This is a genomic window from Roseivirga thermotolerans, assembly GCF_014653175.1.
Taxonomy (GTDB): Bacteria; Bacteroidota; Bacteroidia; order Cytophagales; family Cyclobacteriaceae; genus Roseivirga; species Roseivirga thermotolerans.
Genome location: NZ_BNAG01000001.1, coordinates 512,979 through 532,141, shown reverse-complemented (window position 1 = coordinate 532,141; position 19,163 = coordinate 512,979). Strand labels below are relative to the sequence as shown.

Sequence of the window (19,163 nt, the reverse complement as noted above, 5' to 3'; positions counted from 1 at the left end):
TGGACACTGTAAATGTTAGAGCATTATACAAAACATAAGCTTTTTGTGCCTGAGTATGCCAATGTTGACTATGATTCAGCATCAGACATTATAATATATTGGGCTGAAAAGAGAACTAGCTTTGGTGTATCGGCTTTGGCTGTGCATGGTTTGATGGAAAGTGTAAAAAACCAAAGTCTAAAAAGAATCATTAACAAGATTGACCTGATTGTTCCCGATGGCCAGCCGGTTCGTTGGGCACTCAATAGCTTCTATAAGTTGGGGATGAAGGATAGGGTATATGGACCCGAATTGACCTTGCGAGTTCTTGAAAAAGCCAATGAAAAAGGGCTTAGGGTTTACCTTTTTGGGAGTACAGGGGACACTTTGGATAAATTTCAACGGTTCATTGAAAGAAGATTTCCATCCGTAGTGATTTGTGGAGTACACCAAGACCGTTTTAGAGAGGCAACTGATGAAGAGGATGAGGAAGATATTAAGAAAATCAATGATAGTAGAGCACACATTGTCTTGGTTGGAAGAGGCTGTCCAAGACAGGAGTTCTGGGTTGCCAATCACAAAGGAAAGGTCAACGCAGCTATGATGGCAGTGGGGGCAGCATTCGATTTTCATGCTGGTACATTAAAGCAAGCGCCATCTTGGATGCAAAAAAATGGTCTGGAATGGTTTTTCCGTTTGCTTATGGAACCTAAAAGGTTGGCAAAAAGATATTTCATAACCAACAGCCAATTTATTTTTACCTACTTAAAATTTAAGCTGTTTTATCGAGAACCATATCGACTCAATTAAATGAAAAAATTATTAGTCACCGGTTCGGCTGGTTTAATAGGTAGTGAGGTAGTGTCTCATTTTGCCCATAGAGGCTGGAAAGTTGTTGGTATTGACAATAACATGCGTGCAGATTTCTTTGGTGAAGGAGGCGATACACAATGGAATGCGAAAAGGTTGGTAACAAAGTATAAGAATTATCAGCATTTTAACATCGATATAAGAAATAGGGGAGATCTGGAACAATTTATAGGTGATCAAAGACCTGATGCTATTGTTCATACGGCCGCCCAACCAAGTCACGATTTGGCCGCTTCGCGGCCCTATGATGATTTTGATGTTAATGCTGTTGGCACCATGAATCTTTTGGAGGCTACCAGAAAATACTCTACTCAGATTCCGTTTGTACACATGTCTACTAACAAAGTGTATGGCGATGCTCCCAATAATCTCAGTTTGGTTGAGCATGAGACTCGTTGGGACTATGGAGATAAGGAATACTTCAATGGCATTAAAGAGAACTTTACTATAGATCAATCAAAGCACAGCATTTTTGGGGCTTCTAAAGTGGCGGCTGATGTAATGGTTCAGGAGTATGGTAGATACTTTGATATGCCTACATGTTGCCTACGTGGAGGTTGTTTAACAGGCCCCAATCATAGTGGAGTGGAACTTCATGGCTTCCTTAGCTATTTAATCAAGTGCAATATCATTGGTAAGCAATACACGATTTTTGGATATAAAGGAAAGCAGGTAAGAGACAATATTCATTCTCATGATGTGTCCACCTTCATTGAGTGCTTTTTGGAAAACCCTAAAAAAGGGGAGGTGTATAATCTAGGAGGAGGTAGAGAAAACTCAGTTTCTATTTTAGAGGCCTTCGCCCTTATTGAATCCATTTCTGGTAAGGCTATGAACTATGTGTATAGCAGTCAAAACAGGTCAGGAGACCACATTTGTTACATCTCAGATTTATCTAAAATGAAATCGCACTACCCTGCCTGGAGTATAACCAAGGACTTAAAAACTACCTTTCAAGAAATTTATGATTCTTGGCAAGAGCGCTTAAAACAGCGAGTACGATAGTTTAATATCTAGATTCCAGTTATTCCTATCTACTCCTGGTGTATCGGGAAATGCATGTGGATCATTTGGATCAAAAAGCACTTCCCATTGATAATTTAGAGAGTAAGTGTAGAACAGAGATGCGTTTAGAAAGAACCTGTCAAACCTCTTTTCATAAAAAGCATGTACACTGTAATCCACCCAATATCTGGTAAAATCTTTGATTGTGGCTGAACTAAAATTGTCTGAAAAAGCAAATACGTTGAAGTCATTGTTGTGTACAAAGCGCTCTATTGCCCCCCCAACTCTATCGAAACCCTTAACCTTGGAAACCTCTAAGTACTGAGCATTTCCCCCAGGGCCTAAGGCAGACCCTAATACTTCTCCATTGTTCGTATAGCCATGTCTTACCCTTCCATGGATATACCAACTCAAAGAGTTTCTTAATAGTCTACTCTCAGTTTGAGATGTTTGTGTCCACTCAAAATTAAACTGCCAAAACTCGTTTTCTTTTATGGTTGGAAACAACTTACTTACTCCAACAGTCAGCGCTCTTGAGTGATCTGTATCTACCAATAAATCTCTAAAATTTATTGGCGCATCATTCTTGGCAAGTTCAAAATAAAACTCTGCATTAGAATCAAACCAAATCCATCTTCCAAAGATGCCAAAAGCTTGATCCTGTGCCAGATTGAAACCAAATTCCTCTCTATCATTTTTACGAAAAAGGTTCTGGAAAACAGGAAAGTAACTTCCAGTTGACTTTGCATTCTCATTATATTGTTGCACCCATCGTGTCATTCCCAATGAAAGACCTTTTATCCATTTAGGAGCATAAGAAAGGGAAAGGGCTTGAAAATATCTCCAATCATCGGGCTTAGGGCTGTAAAGAATTCTTCCTCTAATTACAACATCGTGAGCAGGAGGCTTATAGCCAGAGCCAACTAACTTTCCTGTTATAAATTGCCATTCAAACGAGCCAATTTGAGTCTTAATTGGCTTTTGTGTATTAAAAGTGAAATGAGGAAACCCTTCCGCATTATTACTCATCATAATACTGTTTCTTATTGCAGGTCCCCACCACAAATTTTCAGTTGATATGCCAAGGGATAACCCCCATTTATTAAGACGTATACTTGACTGGCCTGGGGTTAGTTTTGTGTATGTATTTGTGCCATATCGCTCTGGCTGATCTATACTATTAAACCATATATATCTGATTTGCCAGGTACTTTCGTAATGCCTTGGCCATAAAGGGAACCCCTGATAATTTCTATTTTCTGCAATGACAAGTTCAGGTTTGATTTGTATCGACAGTGGACCAACCTCAGTATAAATTCCCCCAGAAACTAATGTTTGTATACCTCTGGACCGGATCATTGCGCCATCATTTCTACTATCAGGATGGTCGCTGTCGAAGGCCAGATTTAGACTGGCAGGTAGAAGAGTTATTTGAGTGTCTCCCTTACTGTTCGGCAGTTTTTTAAAGTAGTCGTATTTATTAAAGACCGCTGTGTCAATACTCAAGCCATTTTTTGAAAGGTTAATAGGCCTATAATTAAATGAAAATGATGAGTCAAATTTGCCTAAGAGCTGTTGTCTCCTGAGGTAGGATTCTATCACAGGAGAGCCAACGGGGATTGTTTGTGCTTTCACAAAAGCAATAGTGTGGATAGCAACAAGGATCAGGAAAATGTTTTTTCTCATCAATTTACCTTCTGATTAATGATATGTTTAAGTTGTCAAGAGACCAACTCTCTTCACAAAGAGGTGGGAATGGGGCATCCTGTTTGAGCCTGTCATAGAAAGCAATTACCATTGAGCTTTCTCGGTGAGGGAATATCTTTTCAATTTTATACAAAGATGTACCATAAGGTGAATCAGCATAGAGACATCTTCCCTGCATATATTTCACTGCTGCCCCAGTTCTTGCATCATGGTAAAATGGAAATTCATTTGGGTATGACTGGCCAAAGCACCAACCAGGCTCACAAGGACCATTTGAAAAAGTAGTTTCAAAATAGATTTTTTCTGATGACTTAACATTCTTGTGAGGATCAAACTCAATGATCCAGGCATCATGATCAGGTAAGCCAGTACCAGAGTCATTAGAGTTTCCTTCCCATGTATCATGGATGTAAAGATCAAAGGTCAATTTGACATAGTCGTGCTTGGGAAGGCCTTGCCATTGAACTGAAAATCCAGAATTATTGAATGGGCCTAATACTTTATCACCATCGAATTCAGAAACATACACACTGTCTATATTGGTATAGTCAGATTCGAAATCGTAGAAGTAGAATGGAATTTCAATCGGCAGTTCTTCAGGGCTACAACTAAATATTAATAACAAACCAAAGGTTAGACAAATTAGTCTTTTGGAAAGGTTGATTAACATGGTTGTTTTTCAAATATAGAATAGACTCTTGCTCGCATACCCGATTAAGATATTTGACGTATTATATTGCGACTAAAAGTAAAAAGAATTGATTAAACGTATAAGTGCTTTTCTTTTAAACATTGGTCTAATTTGGTTCAGTTGCTTCACTCTGGCGCAGGCGCAAGAAGCGGCTGACTCACTTTTACTTAAGGCATCTACTGGGGTTCTCCTAAGTACAGAAGAATTTAACCCTTTCTACTTGGTTCACAATCGGTGGGGTACTGTTACCAATAAACAGGACGCTTTTATACAGGTAGATGGTAATTACCGAACACGAATAAACAACTATTGGTCTGCTAATTTTGGAGTCGGATTAAGGAATAGTGATGTATACAAGGCTTATGGAAGTGTTTCTTTTCGCAGGTTTTCGCTATGGGCAGGCGTAAACCCTAGAATTATTGGTGGAATTCAAAACAACCGGTTGACTACAGGTAGCCTTTCCAACGGATACAATGCTTTGCCTCTACCAACAATTGGCTTCGAAATTCGCGATTTCATCAACCTCCCCTTGACTTTCGGTTATCTTAAGTTTCGTGGTTTCGTTAGTCACGGTTGGTTTGAAGAGGACAGATACATAAGCCAACCCCTTCTTCATCAGAAGCAATTTGAAGTTGTTCTGGATTTGGAAGAACATATTGGGCTGAAAATTTATTCATCGTTGATTCACTCTGCTCAATATGGAGGAACAGATCCTTCAGGAGAAAAGCAACCCTCCAGTTTAAAAGACTTTAAGAAAGTGTTCTTAGGTAGCGGAATACCTAATCCTCATGGTGGTACCGGAGGCGAGGCCAATGGATTGGGTAATCACTTAGGAACTACTGAGTGGACCATAGATAAAAAGCTGGGCGATTGGCGATTAAGTTTAAATTACCAAAAGCCGTTTGAAGATTTAGGTAGTATTCAATACATCAGCTTCAAAGATTTTCTCGCAGGGGTTAGATTAATGCTTCCACCAAAGTTTTTAGTGAGCGAAATATACTTCGAACTGGTAAGGTCAATGTCTCAGAGCGGCCCGGGTTTACCTGACGCTACGGATGAGGTTCAAACCATAGAGGACAATCACGGATATAAATTCGGAGGCCGCGATGATTACTTCAATAATTGGCTGTATCAGTCAGGCTGGACACACAAGGGAAGAATTATCTCTAATCCATTGTTTCTAACATATGCCTGGAGCGGTCAGTTTTTGGGAGTGTTTCCCAACTACGAGAATGAAATCATCAATAACCGGTTAAAGGCCTATCATTTCGGTGCAATATTGGAGCCTGACAAAAGCTTAAGTCTGAGAGTAATGCTTACAGCCACGGAAAACTTTGGAACTTATGCAGGTTTATATGAAGGGCGCTTTGCCTGGAACGGAATCATAGAAAATAATGACTTTGAATATGTGTTCCTTGGAGGCAAGTGGCAGTTTTATAGTATGATAGAAGCCTCAAAAGAAACCAAGTTACTTGGTAAACCGGTATTCATAAATGGACTTTTAGCAGTAGATAGAGGGGAGCTTTACAATAATTTAGGTATTGAACTTGGAGTGACTTTTGTATTAAAATCGTATTAAATCTTTCAAGACATCTTACTTTCAATCTTTCGATTGTTATTTTTGTTCTTGGCATATCATAAAAACACACTGTGAAAAAGCGATTTCATCGGTACTTTCCTCCACTGTTCATTGCTGGTGAAGTATTAGTATTAAGTGCTATTTTCTTTATTGCGCTTTTTATCGCATTTGGTTCTTTTAGGCTTGAAGAAACCTACTTCTATGCCTTTCTGATATATATTCTTGGCTGGCCAATATATTCTTATTTGAACAGGGACTTTAAGATTGGAAGAGCTGTGAGCTATTACAGCACATTCAAGAAGGCCTTCACAAGTGTATTCGTTTTTGTTTCAATCATTTCCCTTTTGTGGCTGTTTGTGGCTGAAGAAGAAATTAACCGGCAGTTTATCATGGCTCTGGTGCTTTTTCTATTCGTGTGGCTCACAATATATCGGGTTTTTGTTCACTTGGTGTTAGACAGATACAGGGCTTTTGGAGGAAATATTCGTCATGCAGCCATAGTTGGGTACGATAAACTTGGGTTTAGACTATATGATTTACTAAAAAGAAAGCCACATTACGGAATAAGGTGTGAGGGAATTTACTCTGTGCATGATGTGCCTAGCAGACGAACTAAGTATCCTTTTTTGGGTTCACTGGAGGGGTTATTGGAAGACAGGCTAGAAAAGTACGATTTCGTATACCTAAGTGACCGGTTGCCCAAGGTAGTTAAAGATCAGGTGATTCAAACTGCCGATCAATATGCCAAAAAAGTAAAACTGCTACCTGAATTAAAGACCGACATACTTAAAACTTTTGTTCTTCGCAGGTATGAGTCAATCTCAGTGATTGATGTGAATAACTTGCCGTTAGACCGAGCTTTCAACCGCTTTGTGAAGCGTTTATTCGATGTTGTTTTCTCCACTACCATTATCATATTGGTACTTTCATGGATGATTCCCTTGTTTGCATTGATTATCAAACTACAGAGTAATGGATCAGTGTTCTTCAAGCAATGGAGGGAAGGAAAACAAGGGGAAAAGTTTGTATGCTTAAAGTTCAGAACAATGGTGATCAATAAAGAAGCTGATCATATTTGGGCAACAAAGAATGACCCAAGAACTACCTCTTTCGGTTCTTTTTTGCGTAAGACATCATTAGATGAATTTCCGCAGTTTATCAATGTTTTTTTAGGACAAATGTCTGTAGTTGGACCGAGACCTCACCCTCTGTCTTTGAATAACGAGTACAAGGATAAAGTCTACAAATTTGCCAAACGGCACGAATCAAAACCCGGTGTAACGGGTTTAGCTCAAGCGATGGGATACAGGGGTGAAATAACCGATTATTTTCAAATGAATTCAAGGGTTAAACTGGATAGGTTTTATCTCCAGAACTGGTCTTTCATGTTAGATATTAAAATTATTTTCCTTACACTTTTTGGAATAGCGAAAGGCCAAGAAAAGGCTTACTAGTGAAGTAGAAGGTACGAATAACTCAGTCCAACAGCCAGGTTCTTACCACCTCCTATATTGCCTTCCTGAAAATTGATTTTTACGCTTAGCTCGGATTTTTCGTTTAGTTTTCGTAGTAGTGCAAGATCTACTGACCAAAGTTTAAGAGGAGGGTCAATGAGTTCCAATCGTCTTCCCTGATTCGAGAAGTTAGTTACTTTCACGTGGTATTCTACTTTTTTTATTTCTCCAGAAACTCCAAAATTCCAGGCATTCAACATGTTGAATATTCTAGTGTAGCCTCCGGAACTCAGTTGCTGACGAATAAAGAGGGGGCTACCAATAACTTGACCGGCATATGTCCACCCAGAGAGGTATACTCCATTGTTCAGAAAATCATCGGGCTCAAAAAACATGTTACCACCCTTGTCAAACTTTACAGCATCTTGGTCGTTAGTGCGAACTATTTCCAGCAATACATGTTTGAGCCAAGGAGTATTCAAAAAATCTACTTCTATTCCTACCAGGCCATCGCGCCAATTCCAAGGAGTTAGTCCTGAAGTGTCTTCCCACATGAACTGCCAATAATTACGAAGGGTAAAGGTTTTAAATTGATAACTTCCGTTTATCTCGTAGGTGCCTAGATGATTTCCAAGGGCATTTTGCCTGTCTGTTTGCAGGGCGTCTTCACCTCCGTTGCGTCCAAAAAATATTCTCGTATAGTTTTTAAATCCTGTGGGTTGAGAATATTCGGTAGTAAGATTTTTACCTCCCCATTGTGCGTTATGAATTAACCCAACTCCAAGTTTCAATCGGTTTTTGGCTAACCGACTTTGCAGGTGAAATGATTTATGGTGCAGAAATGCTCCGCTTTGAACACGATCTTTCTCAAACCATCCGTGAGCCAAGTAAGCTTTATAATAAATATTTCTAGGGAAGAGCGGAGAGGGTTGCCAGCCATTCGTGGCTATGGAGATTTTGGGAATTGGCCTGGCATTGGTATTGTTAATGAGGTTTCCCAATGATAGGCGGTGTTGATATTCCCCAAAAAACTCCTCGTCTAAACCGGCTTTGAGCTCGATAAAAGAAGAACGAAAGCCAATATTGCTTTGAATAATGCTTGGCCTAATATCTTGGGCAAGGCTGGTAGAAACCTCTGTATCCCAAAAAAATAAAAGGTCCAGCGGCAGCTTATATTCTCCGTAATACCAAAGTTGATTATGGATTTGGTTGGAAGAGTTTCTCTGTAGCCTACCCGAATTTTGGTTGACCCACCAGTATGGCAAGGACTCTCCTCCGCTTACAAGTACAGAGCCAGATAACTTCAATGTTTGAGTTACATTTTTTGAGCTGTCCGTTTGTCCCAAAAGAATAAAACCCGGCAATAAAGTGCCAAGGCTAATGAATAGGAAAAGTCTCACCATATAGGTGAGACCCAAGAAGTTCATTAAAGGTTGTTTCACTTGATGTATTTTGCGAAGTCTTTGTGTTCTTTTTTGTGAAGCTTTTCTATGGAAAGGGACTTAAAGTAATCATAGGTAATTTTCAAGCCTTCACTTCGACCTACTTTGGGTTCCCAGCCTAAAATCTCTCTGGCTTTTGTAATATCCGGTTTTCGTTGCATCGGGTCATCTTTGGGAAGCGGCTTGTATATCACTTTTTGACTGGTTCCTGTTAGACTAATAATCTCTTCGGCAAACTGTGCAATCGTGATTTCGTCCGGGTTGCCTATATTAACAGGATAAGGGTAATCTGACATTAGTAATCGGAAGATTCCTTCAACCTGATCATCAACATAACAGAAAGACCTGGTTTGACTACCGTCACCGAAAACCGTTAAATCTTCTCCTCGAAGTGCCTGGCCAATAAAGGCTGGAAGTACACGACCATCGTTCAATCGCATTCTTGGCCCATAGGTATTAAATATTCGCACAATGCGAGTTTCCAAACCATGAAATGTGTGATAGGCCATAGTCATTGCTTCTTGGAATCTTTTAGCCTCATCATAAACTCCTCTAGGACCTATGGGATTCACATTGCCGTAGTACTCTTCGGTTTGAGGGTGAACCAAAGGATCGCCATACACTTCGGAGGTAGAGGCTATTAGCATTCGAGCATTTTTGGCTCTCGCCAACCCAAGCAAATTGTGAGTACCCAATGAACCAACCTTGAGTGTTTGTATAGGTATTTTGAGGTAGTCTATAGGGCTGGCGGGCGAAGCAAAATGGAGTATATAGTCCAAGTTACCTGGAATGTGGACATATTTTGATACATCCTGATGATAGAACTCGAAGTTCTCTAAAGGCATCAAATGCTCAATGTTTTCCATGTTTCCAGTGATCAGGTTGTCCATTCCGATCACATAAAAGCCTTCTTTGATGAAACGGTCACATAAATGTGAACCAAGAAAACCAGCGGCACCTGTAACTAATACTCTTTTCATAATTCTATTTACTTAATGTATTCCAATTCCGTAGTAGGTGTAGCCCATTTCTCTCAGCTCTTCACGGTCATAAATATTTCTGCCATCAAAGACAACTTTGTTCTTTAAGAGCTTACCTACAACACTGAAATTTGGTATTCTAAATTCGGGCCACTCAGTGACTAAAAGAAGTGCGTCTGCATCTACAAGCGTGTCGTACTCATCTTTCGCATAGGTGATTTTGTCCCCCAAATCTCTTTTGGCTTCTTCCATTGCCACCGGGTCAAATGCCTTGACTTTTGCTCCGGCCTCGAGAAGCTGATTAATAATTACTATAGAAGGAGCCTCCCGCATATCATCAGTTTTGGGTTTAAAAGACAGCCCCCAAATGGCAAAGGTCATTCCACTCAAATCATTTCCAAAGTGTTTCTTTACCTTAGACACCAGAACTGATTTCTGATTTTCATTTACATCTTCCACAGCCTTAAGAACCCGCATGTTATAGCCATTTTCCTGAGCTGTCTTTATCAATGCTTTTACATCTTTTGGGAAACATGACCCACCATAACCTACTCCAGGATATATAAACTTAGTGCCTATACGAGAATCGCTTCCAATACCTTTTCTTACCATGTTCACATCGGCTCCCATGATTTCGCACAAGTTGGCGATGTCATTCATAAAGCTAATTTTGGTAGCTAGCATGGAGTTGGCTGCATATTTGGTCATTTCTGCAGAAGGTACGTCCATAAAAATCGTAGGGTGTCCGTTCAGTAGGAAAGGCTTATAGAGTTTCTCCATAATTTTACGAGCCCTTTCAGACTCTACCCCAACCACTATTCTGTCGGGCTTTAAAAAGTCTTGAATGGCGGCACCTTCCTTTAAAAACTCCGGATTTGAGGCTACATCGAAGGACAAGTTGGCGCCTCGCTTATCTAACTCTGATTGTACTGCGTCTTTTACTTTTTTGGCTGTTCCAACTGGCACAGTGCTCTTGGTAACCACTACAAGATAATCAGACATATGCTGACCAATTTCGCGAGCTACAGCCAACACATATTTAAGGTCTGCACTTCCGTCTTCTCCTGGAGGTGTACCCACGGCAATAAACACGGCTTCAGCATCTTTAAGATTATCCTTCAGGCTGGTTGAAAAATGCAGCCTCCCCTTTTCAAGATTATTGCTAACCATTGGTTCCAGACCGGGCTCGTAAATGGGCATTTTCCCGTTTTTTAAGCCTTCTATTTTTTTCTCATCGATATCTATACAGGTCACATCGATACCTACTTCAGAGAAGCAAGTTCCTGTTACAAGACCCACGTATCCGGTTCCAACAATTGTTATTTTCATGGTTCAAATTTTATTCAAACTTAAAATCTACTCAAAATTAGTGCTTTAGGCTTCGATTAAAAGCAATTTTTTATCGTTTACTGGTAGTCTTTATAGGTTAAAGACCTGAAAGCCTCTTTTGCCAGTTCCACGCATCGCGCATGGACTCTTCCAAAGAGTACTTGGTTTTCCAATTCAGGATTTTTGCTGATTTTTCTACTTCTGCATATACCTTCTCTACATCGCCTGGTCTTCTTGAACCAATGGTGTAGTTCAGGGAAAGGCCGGTTACATTTTCAAAAGCTTTTATGGCCTCCAATACTGTATTGCCTCTTCCTGTACCTACATTGATAACATCAAAGTGACTCGTTTCAGCAATAGAGTTGAGGTGTGCAATGGCCTGAACGTGAGCATCTGCCAAGTCCATTACATGAATATAATCTCTTATGCACGTACCATCTGGCGTGTCATAATCGTTACCGAAAACGGTAAGCTTTTCTCTGATTCCAGCTGCAGTTTGAGTGATGAACGGAACCAGGTTGTTGGGTACTCCCAGAGGAAGTTCTCCAATTTCGGCTGAAGGATGAGCCCCGATAGGGTTGAAGTACCTAAGGGCAATAGACTTCAGCGCCATGCCACTTTTAACGGCATCTTCGATAATTTCTTCACCTATTTGTTTGGTGTTGCCATAAGGGCTGCTGGCGGGCTTTTTGGGAGATTCTTCAGTAACTGGTAGTTTATCGGGTTCGCCATACACAGTGCATGAAGAGGAAAAAACCAGACTGTTGCAGTTGTGCGCATGCATGGCTTCAAGTACCGTAACAAGCCCTGCAACGTTAATTCTGTAGTATAACAATGGTTTCTCTACCGATTCGCCTACAGCCTTTTTAGCAGCAAAATGAATCACTCCGGCTATCTGGTGTTCTGAAAAAATCTTATTTAGCAGAGGCTCATCTAAAATGCTGCCTTCGTAGCAGGTAAAACTCTTGCCGGTTATTTTCTTCAATCGATCAAGAACCGATTTATCAGAATTAGAAAAATCATCAAGAATAATCGGGTTAAATCCTTCTTCATGGAGCCGTACTGTAACATGCGAACCAATGTAGCCGGCCCCTCCGGTAACTAGAATATTTGTCTGCATAACCCAAAAATAGTCCTTCGAGACCAGTATGTAATGAAGTCCTGTTATTTTTGTGAGAAAATTGAGCCTGAGGTCCTATGAATGAAAAAGTAAAACAGCTTTCACAAGAAATTGAGTCGTTTGTGGCAACCAGCCAGGAACAACTGGAGGAATATAGATTAAAGTTTATAGGACGAAAGAATGTAATCGCAGATCTTTTTGCGGAGATGAGAAATGTTCCCAATGAGGAAAAGAAGGCTTTCGGGCAGGCTGTAAATGATTTAAAAACACAGGCCAAAGAAAAGTTTCAGCGACTTATTGATGCCCTTAACGACTCAGGTGGAGGAGTGGAGGAGTATCCGGATCTTACATTACCCCCAATAACCGGAGAGTTTGGCTCAATACATCCTCTTTCGGCAACAAGGAATAGATTCATACAGATATTTGAAAGAATAGGATTTAATGTTTCTACCGGGCCGGAAATAGAAGACGACTGGCATAACTTCACTGCACTAAACTTTCCGGAGAATCATCCGGCACGCGAAATGCAGGATACTTTTTTTATCGAAAAGAACCCTGATATTGCTCTGCGCACGCACACATCCAGCGTCCAGATACGGGTTATGGAAACCGAAAAACCTCCAATTAGGACACTATCTCCAGGGCGTGTTTTTAGGAACGAAGCGATTTCGGCCAGGGCACATTGCGTGTTTCATCAGATGGAAGGGCTCTATGTAGATAAAGGGGTTTCATTTGCCGATCTTAAGCAAACGCTTTATCACTTTGCCAAGGAAATGTTCAGTAAGGAAACACAAATTCGCTTTAGGCCAAGCTTTTTCCCTTTTACCGAACCTAGTGCAGAGATAGATATCTCTTGCCAAATATGCCATGGCGATGGCTGCAATATTTGTAAGCATACCGGTTGGGTTGAAATTGGAGGTTCGGGAATGGTTGATCCGAATGTGTTGGAAAACTGTGGAATTGACTCTAAGGTATATTCCGGATTTGCCTTTGGTATGGGTATTGAACGTATTACTATGCTCAGGTACGGAATTAAAGACCTTCGTCTTTTTACAGAAAACGATATCAGGTTTCTTCGTCAGTTTAATGCCTTGTAATGAAGCTGGAGCAAATAAAAAAGATAGCGGTAGTAGGAGCAGGGACAATGGGGCAGGGAATTGCCCAAGTTTGTGCCATGGCAGGGTTTGAGGTACTTTTATATGATGTCAATGAAGACTCGCTGCCCGAGGCATTAAAAGGGATAGAAAGAAACCTGGATAAGGGCATTGAAAAAGGAAAGGTATCAGTTCAAGATAAAGCGAATTGCCTATCACTAATTCAAACCGTAAATACTCAGGCAGATTTATTGGCCGATCTAATCATTGAGGCAATCGTTGAAAGACTCGATGTAAAGCAACAATTATTTCGTGCGCTGGAAGAAATAAACAGCGACCAAACCATACTGGCCACCAATACATCTTCTATTCCTATTACGAGAATAGCCTCCGTTCTAAAGCGGCCACAAAATGTAGTGGGTATGCATTTTTTTAATCCGGCACACATAATGAAGTTGGTGGAGGTGATTTCAGGAGCTGCTACTGACGCTCAGGTAGCTGGGCTTGTATACGACCTAGCCATCAAAATTGGCAAGGTGCCTGTAAGAGCGGCAGATGCCCCTGGGTTTATAGTAAATCGAGTGGCTAGACACTTTTATGTGGAAGGTCTCAAGGTTTTGGAAGAAGGCGTGAGTGATGTAGAAGGAATTGACAGGCTCATGGAGGCCAGCGGCTTTAAAATGGGGCCGTTTCGGTTAATGGATCTTATTGGTGTTGACACCAACTACTCTGTGACAGAGTCTATGTTCAATGCCTTTCATCAGGATGCCAAGTTTAGACCTTCCAGAATTCAACAACAAAAGGTAGATGCCGGCCATCACGGTCGAAAGACAAAACGTGGATTTTATTTCTACGACTGATTAAAGCAGTTGGTCAATAAGTTTGTCAATGGTCAGGCCTTCTGCTTCGGCCTTGAAGTTTCGCACAATCCTGTGTCTGAGTATCGGTTTTGCTACGGCCTTTACATCTTCAATATCGGGCGAATACTTTCCATTGATTAATGCATTGCATTTAGCGGCAATTATAAGGCTCTGAGAAGCTCTGGGACCAGCTCCCCACTCAATATAGTCTTTGGTAATCTGAGGTGCTCTTTCACTTTCGAATCGGGTTTTATGCACAAGGTTTACTGCATATTCCACCACATTGTCTGCAACGGGCACTCGCCTTACCAAGTGTTGGTAATTAATCACTTCTTCAGCCCCAAGAACATGATTTACAGTTTTGGTATCGTCACTGGTGGTGTTTTTCACAATATCCACCTCCGACTGAAAGCTAGGGTAGGTCAACGTAATGTTAAACAGAAAGCGGTCGAGCTGCGCCTCGGGCAGGGGGTATGTTCCTTCTTGCTCAATTGGATTTTGTGTAGCTAACACAAAGAATGGCCGGTCTAATGGGAAATACTGTCCTGCAACAGTCACAGAGTATTCTTGCATGGCCTCCAAAAGTGCGGCCTGAGTTTTGGGTGGTGTACGGTTAATCTCATCGGCCAAAATAATATTGGCAAATACGGGTCCTTTTATAAACTTAAAATTCCTGTCTTTGTCTATGGTTTCTGCTCCGAGAATATCAGATGGCATAAGATCTGGCGTAAACTGAATGCGCTTAAAACTTAAGTCTAAAGCAGAAGATATAGTTTGAATGAGCAATGTTTTGGCCAAACCCGGAACACCAACAAGGAGACTGTGCCCCTGACAGAAGATGGAAGCTAGCAATAGATTCACTACCTCCTCTTGTCCAATAATGATTTTTGAAATTTCTGATTTAAGCTTCTGAAAATCTTCGAAGAACTTATCGGCCAGGGCCACATCTGAAGTCTTGCTCATATTTACTGGTTCTTTATTATACCGCAGCGGTTATATTCCGGAGCTACTTCAATATATACTTCTTTCATTTTGTCCTGAAGGTATTCTTGCCGTTTTCGAGCTTTTTTCATTTGAGTGGTAGCAGCCTTCAGTTTTTCGTAGTCGTCAGTTAGGTTGGCCCTATGTGGAGGTACTTTCTTTTTGAAATAAATTATACGGGCAATTTGCTCATCGGCACTCACCTGAACGGTGCTAGCCTTAGAAATTTCTCCTTCCTTCATTTTATCTATTTCAAAGAACAACTCCGGATCCAGGCTGTTGGCAGGCACTCTCAAAGAGCCAAATTGGCCTGCAAAATAGCCCCCGTTTACTTTGGTTTGATCATCGTCTGAGTATTGCTTTGCGGCTTCCTCAAAAGTGATTTTTTTGGCGAGAATTTCCTCTCTTAGGCTATCGAGGTATTGAACGGCCTCTTTCACATCGTCTTGAGTGGGCTTAGGAATTAAGATAATATGCCTGCTATTGTATTCATTTCCGCGTTTTTCAATAAGTTGAACGATATGGACACCAAACGAAGATTCAAAGGGCATGCTTATTTCTCCCGGCTTAAGTGCCAGTGCTGCTGCTTCAAAAGCAGGATCCATAGTGCCACGCTGGTTGAAGCCTAGGTTGCCTCCATTGGCACTTGTGGGGCCTTGAGAGTTCAGCGTAGCCATAATTTCAAAGCTTTCGCCTTTCAGAATTCTTTCGCGTATACCCAATAATTTTTTCTTGAGTTTTTCTATTTCCTCTCGGTCTACTTCAGGGTTTTTGGTTATCACTCCCACTTCATACTCCATGGAGTAAAGCGGCAAACTGTCTCTGGGTATGCTGTTGAAAAGTTTTCTTACCTCATTGGGTGTAACTGTCACATCAGAAACTACATTGGCTTCTTGTTCCTGGATTAAAAGCTGCTGGCGAATATCGGGTCTCAACTCGCTCATGATCTGGTCTAGCGATTTGTTGTAGGCTTGCCGAATGGCATCTTCTGACCCAAAGCGTTGCATAATTTGCTGAGCTCGAGACTGCATTTCATAATCCAGACGAGATTCGTCAACAACTACTGAATCGATTTCGGACATGGCCAGCATCACTTTACTTTCTACCATTTCCTTAAGGAGCATGCAGCGGGCATCTCCATCGAATTGCAATGCATTTGGGCTGCTTAAAAACTGGAGGTAAGCTGACTCCAGCTCACTTTTCAAGATAATCTTATCGTCTACCTTGGCAATGATCTTATCCACTACCTCTCCTGTTTGTGCCTTGAGGTTCATGGAGAACGCCAAAAGCAACACCGCCACCTTAGCGATATATCTTGTAGTCTTCATTTTCTTTAGCTTTTTGAAAAATTTCGTTTTCCAGAGTTTTGGCCAACGCTACTTTTCTCTTGTTCAATAGTATATTCTTGATGTCTTGCTTCACAAACTCCAACGGGGATATCTCCTCAGAAATTTTGTAGTCGTCAATTTTGAGGAGGTAAAGATAGAGAGAATCTGTTTCTTCGGTATATCGGGTGTTTTTCAGAAACTGAATCTTGTTGGTGAGTGTGGAAAAAGGGGTGTTCTTAGTAATATCATCAAACCTAATCCAAGTTGAGTCTTCTAATGAATAATTGTTTGCAAATTGAAAGGCATAATCTTTTAAGGCAGACAGGTCTTGGGGTCTCGATGATTTTATCCATCTGCGAATGTCGGCCTTTTTAGGGGCTTGTTTGTTCACTTTCATAAACCGGCCACGGATAATGTTTTGCCGCAGGGCAAAATTCTCCTGGTTTTCGGTATAGTAGGCAAGTATTTCCTCATCAGTCACAGTTGTATCTAGCAGTTGCTGTACTCTTAGCTTCTGATACTCATATGAAAGCAAGGTGTAGCGATAGTCGGCCACTTTTCTCTCTATTTCTGACTGATCGATTCGAACATTGCTAGTGGCTTCTCTAATAAGGAGCTCTTTTTTGATCCAGTTGTTCACATATTGCTCGGTAATTCTAGCGCTATCTTCGGCCGACATACCGGGTTCTATAAGGTTGGCAATATCGGCTTCGAAAAGAAAAGAGTTACCTACGCTGGCTACCAATGTTTGGCTATTGCCGGTGCCTGGGCTATCGCTTACAAAGTAGTCGCATGAGAGCACCACAAGCAAGGACGTTAGTACTATGTAGGTTGCGTTTTTCAATATTTTACCAAGGCTTTCAGAGCCTGTTTGTTAATTTTTACTTTGGCATTTTGCCTTAACTTTTTGACCCATTCTTTATCCAGTTGTTCTTGATAGTCCGACATCACTAAACCCTTAATTTCATTGAGCGGTTGAGGGCCTGCCGGCAATAGTTTTAAATAAAGACAGGCATTGTTTTGTTCTGAAATCAACCAATCGCCAGGTTGGTTTTTCGCAGGATCAAAATTAGATAATTCGCTCACCAATAGATTTCTTTTAGCAAATTTTAACGCCTCTGTTTCAGATTCGGTAAGTTGGGAGAGAAACTCTTCAGGGTTTTTCAGTGCCTCTTCGGGTACTTTCTTAGATAAAATATGTTGGAGTGCAGAAGCTTCGTAGTTGCTGATGATTAGGCACTGAACGCGTTCATCTATATTATATTTCTTTTTGTGTTTCTGATAATAGGCTTCTAATCCAAGGCTGTCTCCAACGGCTTTATTCCATACCTTTTGCTGCATTATTTCGAAGAGCAAAAGCCCTTCTTCATATTCTTTGAGTAAGAAGCCATATTCGGGATATTTAGTTGGAGCTATGGAGTCTTCATGGGCTATGATAAAGTTTTTTTCGAACCTGAAATACGATTCAATGAACTGGTCTTTGGTATAGCGCACATTGAAACCGGGGAGCTGATCTACAAACCGGGCAACCGTTGCCGGGCGTCCGCCATGGGTAAATAGGAGCTTGTTTGCCACTTCTGTTGACAGTATCTGCTCTTTGTCTAATCCACTGATTTGGTTAAAAATTATTTCCAGAGAGTCTTTGGACTGAGTGAAGTTGCTTGCTTTTTTCAGTTTTTTTAAAAGCTTGTCTTCTTCCAGCACACTGCGACCCATGCGTTTCAACAGCACGCTAATTTCTCCCTTTTTTACTTCATATGGCTCTAGGGGCTGCTTATCATCGAGCCTCACGATATGCCAGCCAAATTGGGTTTCCTGGGGTGTTGTCCATTCTCCTGGGGTGTTCAGTTCAAAGGCAATGTCCAAATAGTCATCGGGCAATTGCCTGCTTCCCGCCCAAGGCAGTTTACCACCTTCGAATTTGGTGCCTTGGTCATCGGAGTATTTTCGTGCCATCACGTTCCAGTCAGCACCGTTTTTTAGGGAGTCGTAGATGCTTTCGGCCCTTGATTTAGCTGCTTCAGAACCTCTTTGCTTTGAAAAGAACAGGTGTGATGTTTTTACCCTTCCTCGGTTGGGTCTCTTATCGTTTACGTATACAAGGTGGTAACCGAAGTTGGATCTTACCACGTTGGATACTTTGCCTTTTTCTGTAGCATAGGCGGCATCTTCGAATGGGGCAACCATATGCATGGCTCCAAACCACCCCAACTGTCCGCCAGTAGGAGCACTCCCGTCTTCTGAAAATCTTCTGGCCATTTCCTGAAATTCGGCCGCTGAACCAATGGTATTTCTTAAACTATCCAGGAAGGTATAGGCTTTGAGGGTATCGGCTGGAGAGGCTGTGGGCGATAATTTAAGCAGAATGTGTGCCGCGTTAATTTCGGTTTGCATTCTGCGGTAGGTTTCTTTTAATAGTGCTTCTTCAGCCTCGGGGTTGTCTAAGTAGGGTTTTCTTACTTGAGCTATATATCCTTTGAGCTCTTCCTGAAAGGCGGTTGCGGTATCTAGCCCTGCATTTCTCGCAGCTCGTACTTTCAGCTTAAAGTTTATATACTGTTGTAGGTAGTTGTAGAGCGAATCGTAAGCGATGGACTGAGCTTTTGAACGATTTTTGTTAAAGGCATAGAGCAGCTCTTGTGCCGAAATGGCTTCATCGTCTACTGTTGCTACAATGCTTTGCTGGGCTTTAAGGGAGAAAAAGGGAAATGCCAGCAGAAAACAGGTGAAAACTACACGCATAC

16 protein-coding genes are annotated in these 19,163 nt (G+C 41.2%); 6 read left to right on the top strand and 10 right to left on the bottom strand.

Annotated elements, in window-relative coordinates; genetic code table 11:
* Positions 1 to 12: 12 nt before the first annotated feature.
* Positions 13 to 789: a WecB/TagA/CpsF family glycosyltransferase gene (locus IE164_RS02415; RefSeq protein WP_189628586.1), complete on the top strand. Its 777-nt coding sequence runs from the start codon at positions 13 to 15 to the stop codon at positions 787 to 789.
* Positions 790 to 1,854, top strand: coding sequence for an NAD-dependent epimerase/dehydratase family protein (locus IE164_RS02410; RefSeq protein WP_189628585.1), 1,065 nt, complete (start codon positions 790 to 792; stop codon positions 1,852 to 1,854).
* Here IE164_RS02410 and IE164_RS02405 read toward each other — a convergent pair.
* The gene (locus IE164_RS02405) at positions 1,834 to 3,540 is read right to left on the bottom strand and encodes a capsule assembly Wzi family protein (RefSeq protein ID WP_189628584.1); all 1,707 of its coding nucleotides are present in this window, start codon (positions 3,538 to 3,540) and stop codon (positions 1,834 to 1,836) included. The two genes, IE164_RS02410 and IE164_RS02405, sit on opposite strands and share 21 nt — an antisense overlap.
* Positions 3,541 to 3,544: 4 nt before the next feature.
* Positions 3,545 to 4,231, bottom strand: coding sequence for a hypothetical protein (locus IE164_RS02400; RefSeq protein WP_189628583.1), 687 nt, complete (start codon positions 4,229 to 4,231; stop codon positions 3,545 to 3,547).
* A gap of 88 nt (positions 4,232 to 4,319) precedes the next feature.
* Between IE164_RS02400 and IE164_RS02395 the strand changes: the two genes are divergently transcribed.
* On the top strand, positions 4,320 to 5,831 hold the full coding sequence (locus IE164_RS02395) for a capsule assembly Wzi family protein (RefSeq protein ID WP_189628582.1): 1,512 nt from the start codon (positions 4,320 to 4,322) through the stop codon (positions 5,829 to 5,831).
* Positions 5,832 to 5,902: 71 nt separating this feature from the next.
* Positions 5,903 to 7,285: an exopolysaccharide biosynthesis polyprenyl glycosylphosphotransferase gene (locus tag IE164_RS02390; RefSeq protein WP_189628581.1), complete on the top strand. Its 1,383-nt coding sequence runs from the start codon at positions 5,903 to 5,905 to the stop codon at positions 7,283 to 7,285.
* Here the strand turns inward: IE164_RS02390 and IE164_RS02385 are convergent.
* The 4 genes from IE164_RS02385 to galE all read right to left on the bottom strand — a co-directional run bounded on the left by IE164_RS02385 (position 7,282) and on the right by galE (position 12,156).
* Positions 7,282 to 8,727, bottom strand: coding sequence for a capsule assembly Wzi family protein (locus IE164_RS02385; protein ID WP_189628580.1), 1,446 nt, complete (start codon positions 8,725 to 8,727; stop codon positions 7,282 to 7,284). The two genes, IE164_RS02390 and IE164_RS02385, sit on opposite strands and share 4 nt — an antisense overlap.
* Positions 8,724 to 9,707 (bottom strand): UDP-glucuronic acid decarboxylase family protein, encoded by a 984-nt coding sequence (locus tag IE164_RS02380; protein WP_189628579.1) that lies wholly within the window; start codon positions 9,705 to 9,707, stop codon positions 8,724 to 8,726. Before IE164_RS02380 ends, IE164_RS02385 begins: the two co-directional genes overlap by 4 nt.
* A 12-nt stretch (positions 9,708 to 9,719) precedes the next feature.
* Entirely contained in the window at positions 9,720 to 11,036 is a 1,317-nt protein-coding gene (locus IE164_RS02375; protein ID WP_189628578.1) for a UDP-glucose dehydrogenase family protein, read from the bottom strand.
* A gap of 97 nt (positions 11,037 to 11,133) precedes the next feature.
* Positions 11,134 to 12,156, bottom strand: coding sequence for a UDP-glucose 4-epimerase GalE (gene galE, locus IE164_RS02370; protein WP_189628577.1), 1,023 nt, complete (start codon positions 12,154 to 12,156; stop codon positions 11,134 to 11,136).
* A 77-nt stretch (positions 12,157 to 12,233) separates the two neighbouring features.
* Between galE and IE164_RS02365 the strand changes: the two genes are divergently transcribed.
* Both IE164_RS02365 and IE164_RS02360 read left to right on the top strand, forming a co-directional pair.
* Positions 12,234 to 13,253, top strand: coding sequence for a phenylalanine--tRNA ligase subunit alpha (locus tag IE164_RS02365; RefSeq protein ID WP_189628576.1), 1,020 nt, complete (start codon positions 12,234 to 12,236; stop codon positions 13,251 to 13,253).
* On the top strand, positions 13,253 to 14,110 hold the full coding sequence (locus IE164_RS02360; RefSeq protein ID WP_189628575.1) for a 3-hydroxyacyl-CoA dehydrogenase NAD-binding domain-containing protein: 858 nt from the start codon (positions 13,253 to 13,255) through the stop codon (positions 14,108 to 14,110). The genes IE164_RS02365 and IE164_RS02360 overlap by 1 nt, the downstream gene beginning before the upstream one ends.
* Here IE164_RS02360 and IE164_RS02355 read toward each other — a convergent pair whose 3' ends face one another.
* From IE164_RS02355 to IE164_RS02340, 4 genes are read right to left on the bottom strand one after another with little or no spacing between them, the layout of a single operon-like run.
* Positions 14,111 to 15,073 (bottom strand): AAA family ATPase, encoded by a 963-nt coding sequence (locus IE164_RS02355; protein WP_189628574.1) that lies wholly within the window; start codon positions 15,071 to 15,073, stop codon positions 14,111 to 14,113.
* A 2-nt stretch (positions 15,074 to 15,075) separates the two neighbouring features.
* The gene (locus IE164_RS02350) at positions 15,076 to 16,419 is read right to left on the bottom strand and encodes a peptidylprolyl isomerase (protein ID WP_189628573.1); all 1,344 of its coding nucleotides are present in this window, start codon (positions 16,417 to 16,419) and stop codon (positions 15,076 to 15,078) included.
* A complete protein-coding gene (locus IE164_RS02345; protein WP_189628572.1) occupies positions 16,394 to 17,263 on the bottom strand; it encodes a peptidylprolyl isomerase in 870 nt (289 codons plus the stop codon). Before IE164_RS02345 ends, IE164_RS02350 begins: the two co-directional genes overlap by 26 nt.
* Positions 17,260 to 19,161 carry a peptidylprolyl isomerase gene (locus IE164_RS02340; protein WP_189628571.1) on the bottom strand — a complete coding sequence of 634 codons (1,902 nt, stop codon included), beginning with the start codon at positions 19,159 to 19,161 and terminating at the stop codon, positions 17,260 to 17,262. The genes IE164_RS02345 and IE164_RS02340 overlap by 4 nt, the downstream gene beginning before the upstream one ends.
* Positions 19,162 to 19,163: the final 2 nt, after the last annotated feature.

Excerpts from the sequence above, each read along its gene's own strand:
- IE164_RS02410 (WP_189628585.1), top strand. The coding sequence starts at position 790 with ATGAAAAAATTATTAGTCACCGGTTCGGCTGGTTTAATAGGTAGTGAG.
- IE164_RS02350 (WP_189628573.1), bottom strand. The coding sequence starts at position 16,419 with ATGAAGACTACAAGATATATCGCTAAGGTGGCGGTGTTGCTTTTGGCG.
- IE164_RS02340 (WP_189628571.1), bottom strand. The coding sequence starts at position 19,161 with ATGCGTGTAGTTTTCACCTGTTTTCTGCTGGCATTTCCCTTTTTCTCC.
- IE164_RS02365 (WP_189628576.1), top strand. The coding sequence starts at position 12,234 with ATGAATGAAAAAGTAAAACAGCTTTCACAAGAAATTGAGTCGTTTGTG.
- IE164_RS02360 (WP_189628575.1), top strand. The coding sequence starts at position 13,253 with ATGAAGCTGGAGCAAATAAAAAAGATAGCGGTAGTAGGAGCAGGGACA.
- IE164_RS02355 (WP_189628574.1), bottom strand. The coding sequence starts at position 15,073 with ATGAGCAAGACTTCAGATGTGGCCCTGGCCGATAAGTTCTTCGAAGAT.
- galE (WP_189628577.1), bottom strand. The coding sequence starts at position 12,156 with ATGCAGACAAATATTCTAGTTACCGGAGGGGCCGGCTACATTGGTTCG.
- IE164_RS02400 (WP_189628583.1), bottom strand. The coding sequence starts at position 4,231 with ATGTTAATCAACCTTTCCAAAAGACTAATTTGTCTAACCTTTGGTTTG.
- IE164_RS02380 (WP_189628579.1), bottom strand. The coding sequence starts at position 9,707 with ATGAAAAGAGTATTAGTTACAGGTGCCGCTGGTTTTCTTGGTTCACAT.
- IE164_RS02415 (WP_189628586.1), top strand. The coding sequence starts at position 13 with ATGTTAGAGCATTATACAAAACATAAGCTTTTTGTGCCTGAGTATGCC.
- IE164_RS02405 (WP_189628584.1), bottom strand. The coding sequence starts at position 3,540 with ATGAGAAAAAACATTTTCCTGATCCTTGTTGCTATCCACACTATTGCT.
- IE164_RS02375 (WP_189628578.1), bottom strand. The coding sequence starts at position 11,036 with ATGAAAATAACAATTGTTGGAACCGGATACGTGGGTCTTGTAACAGGA.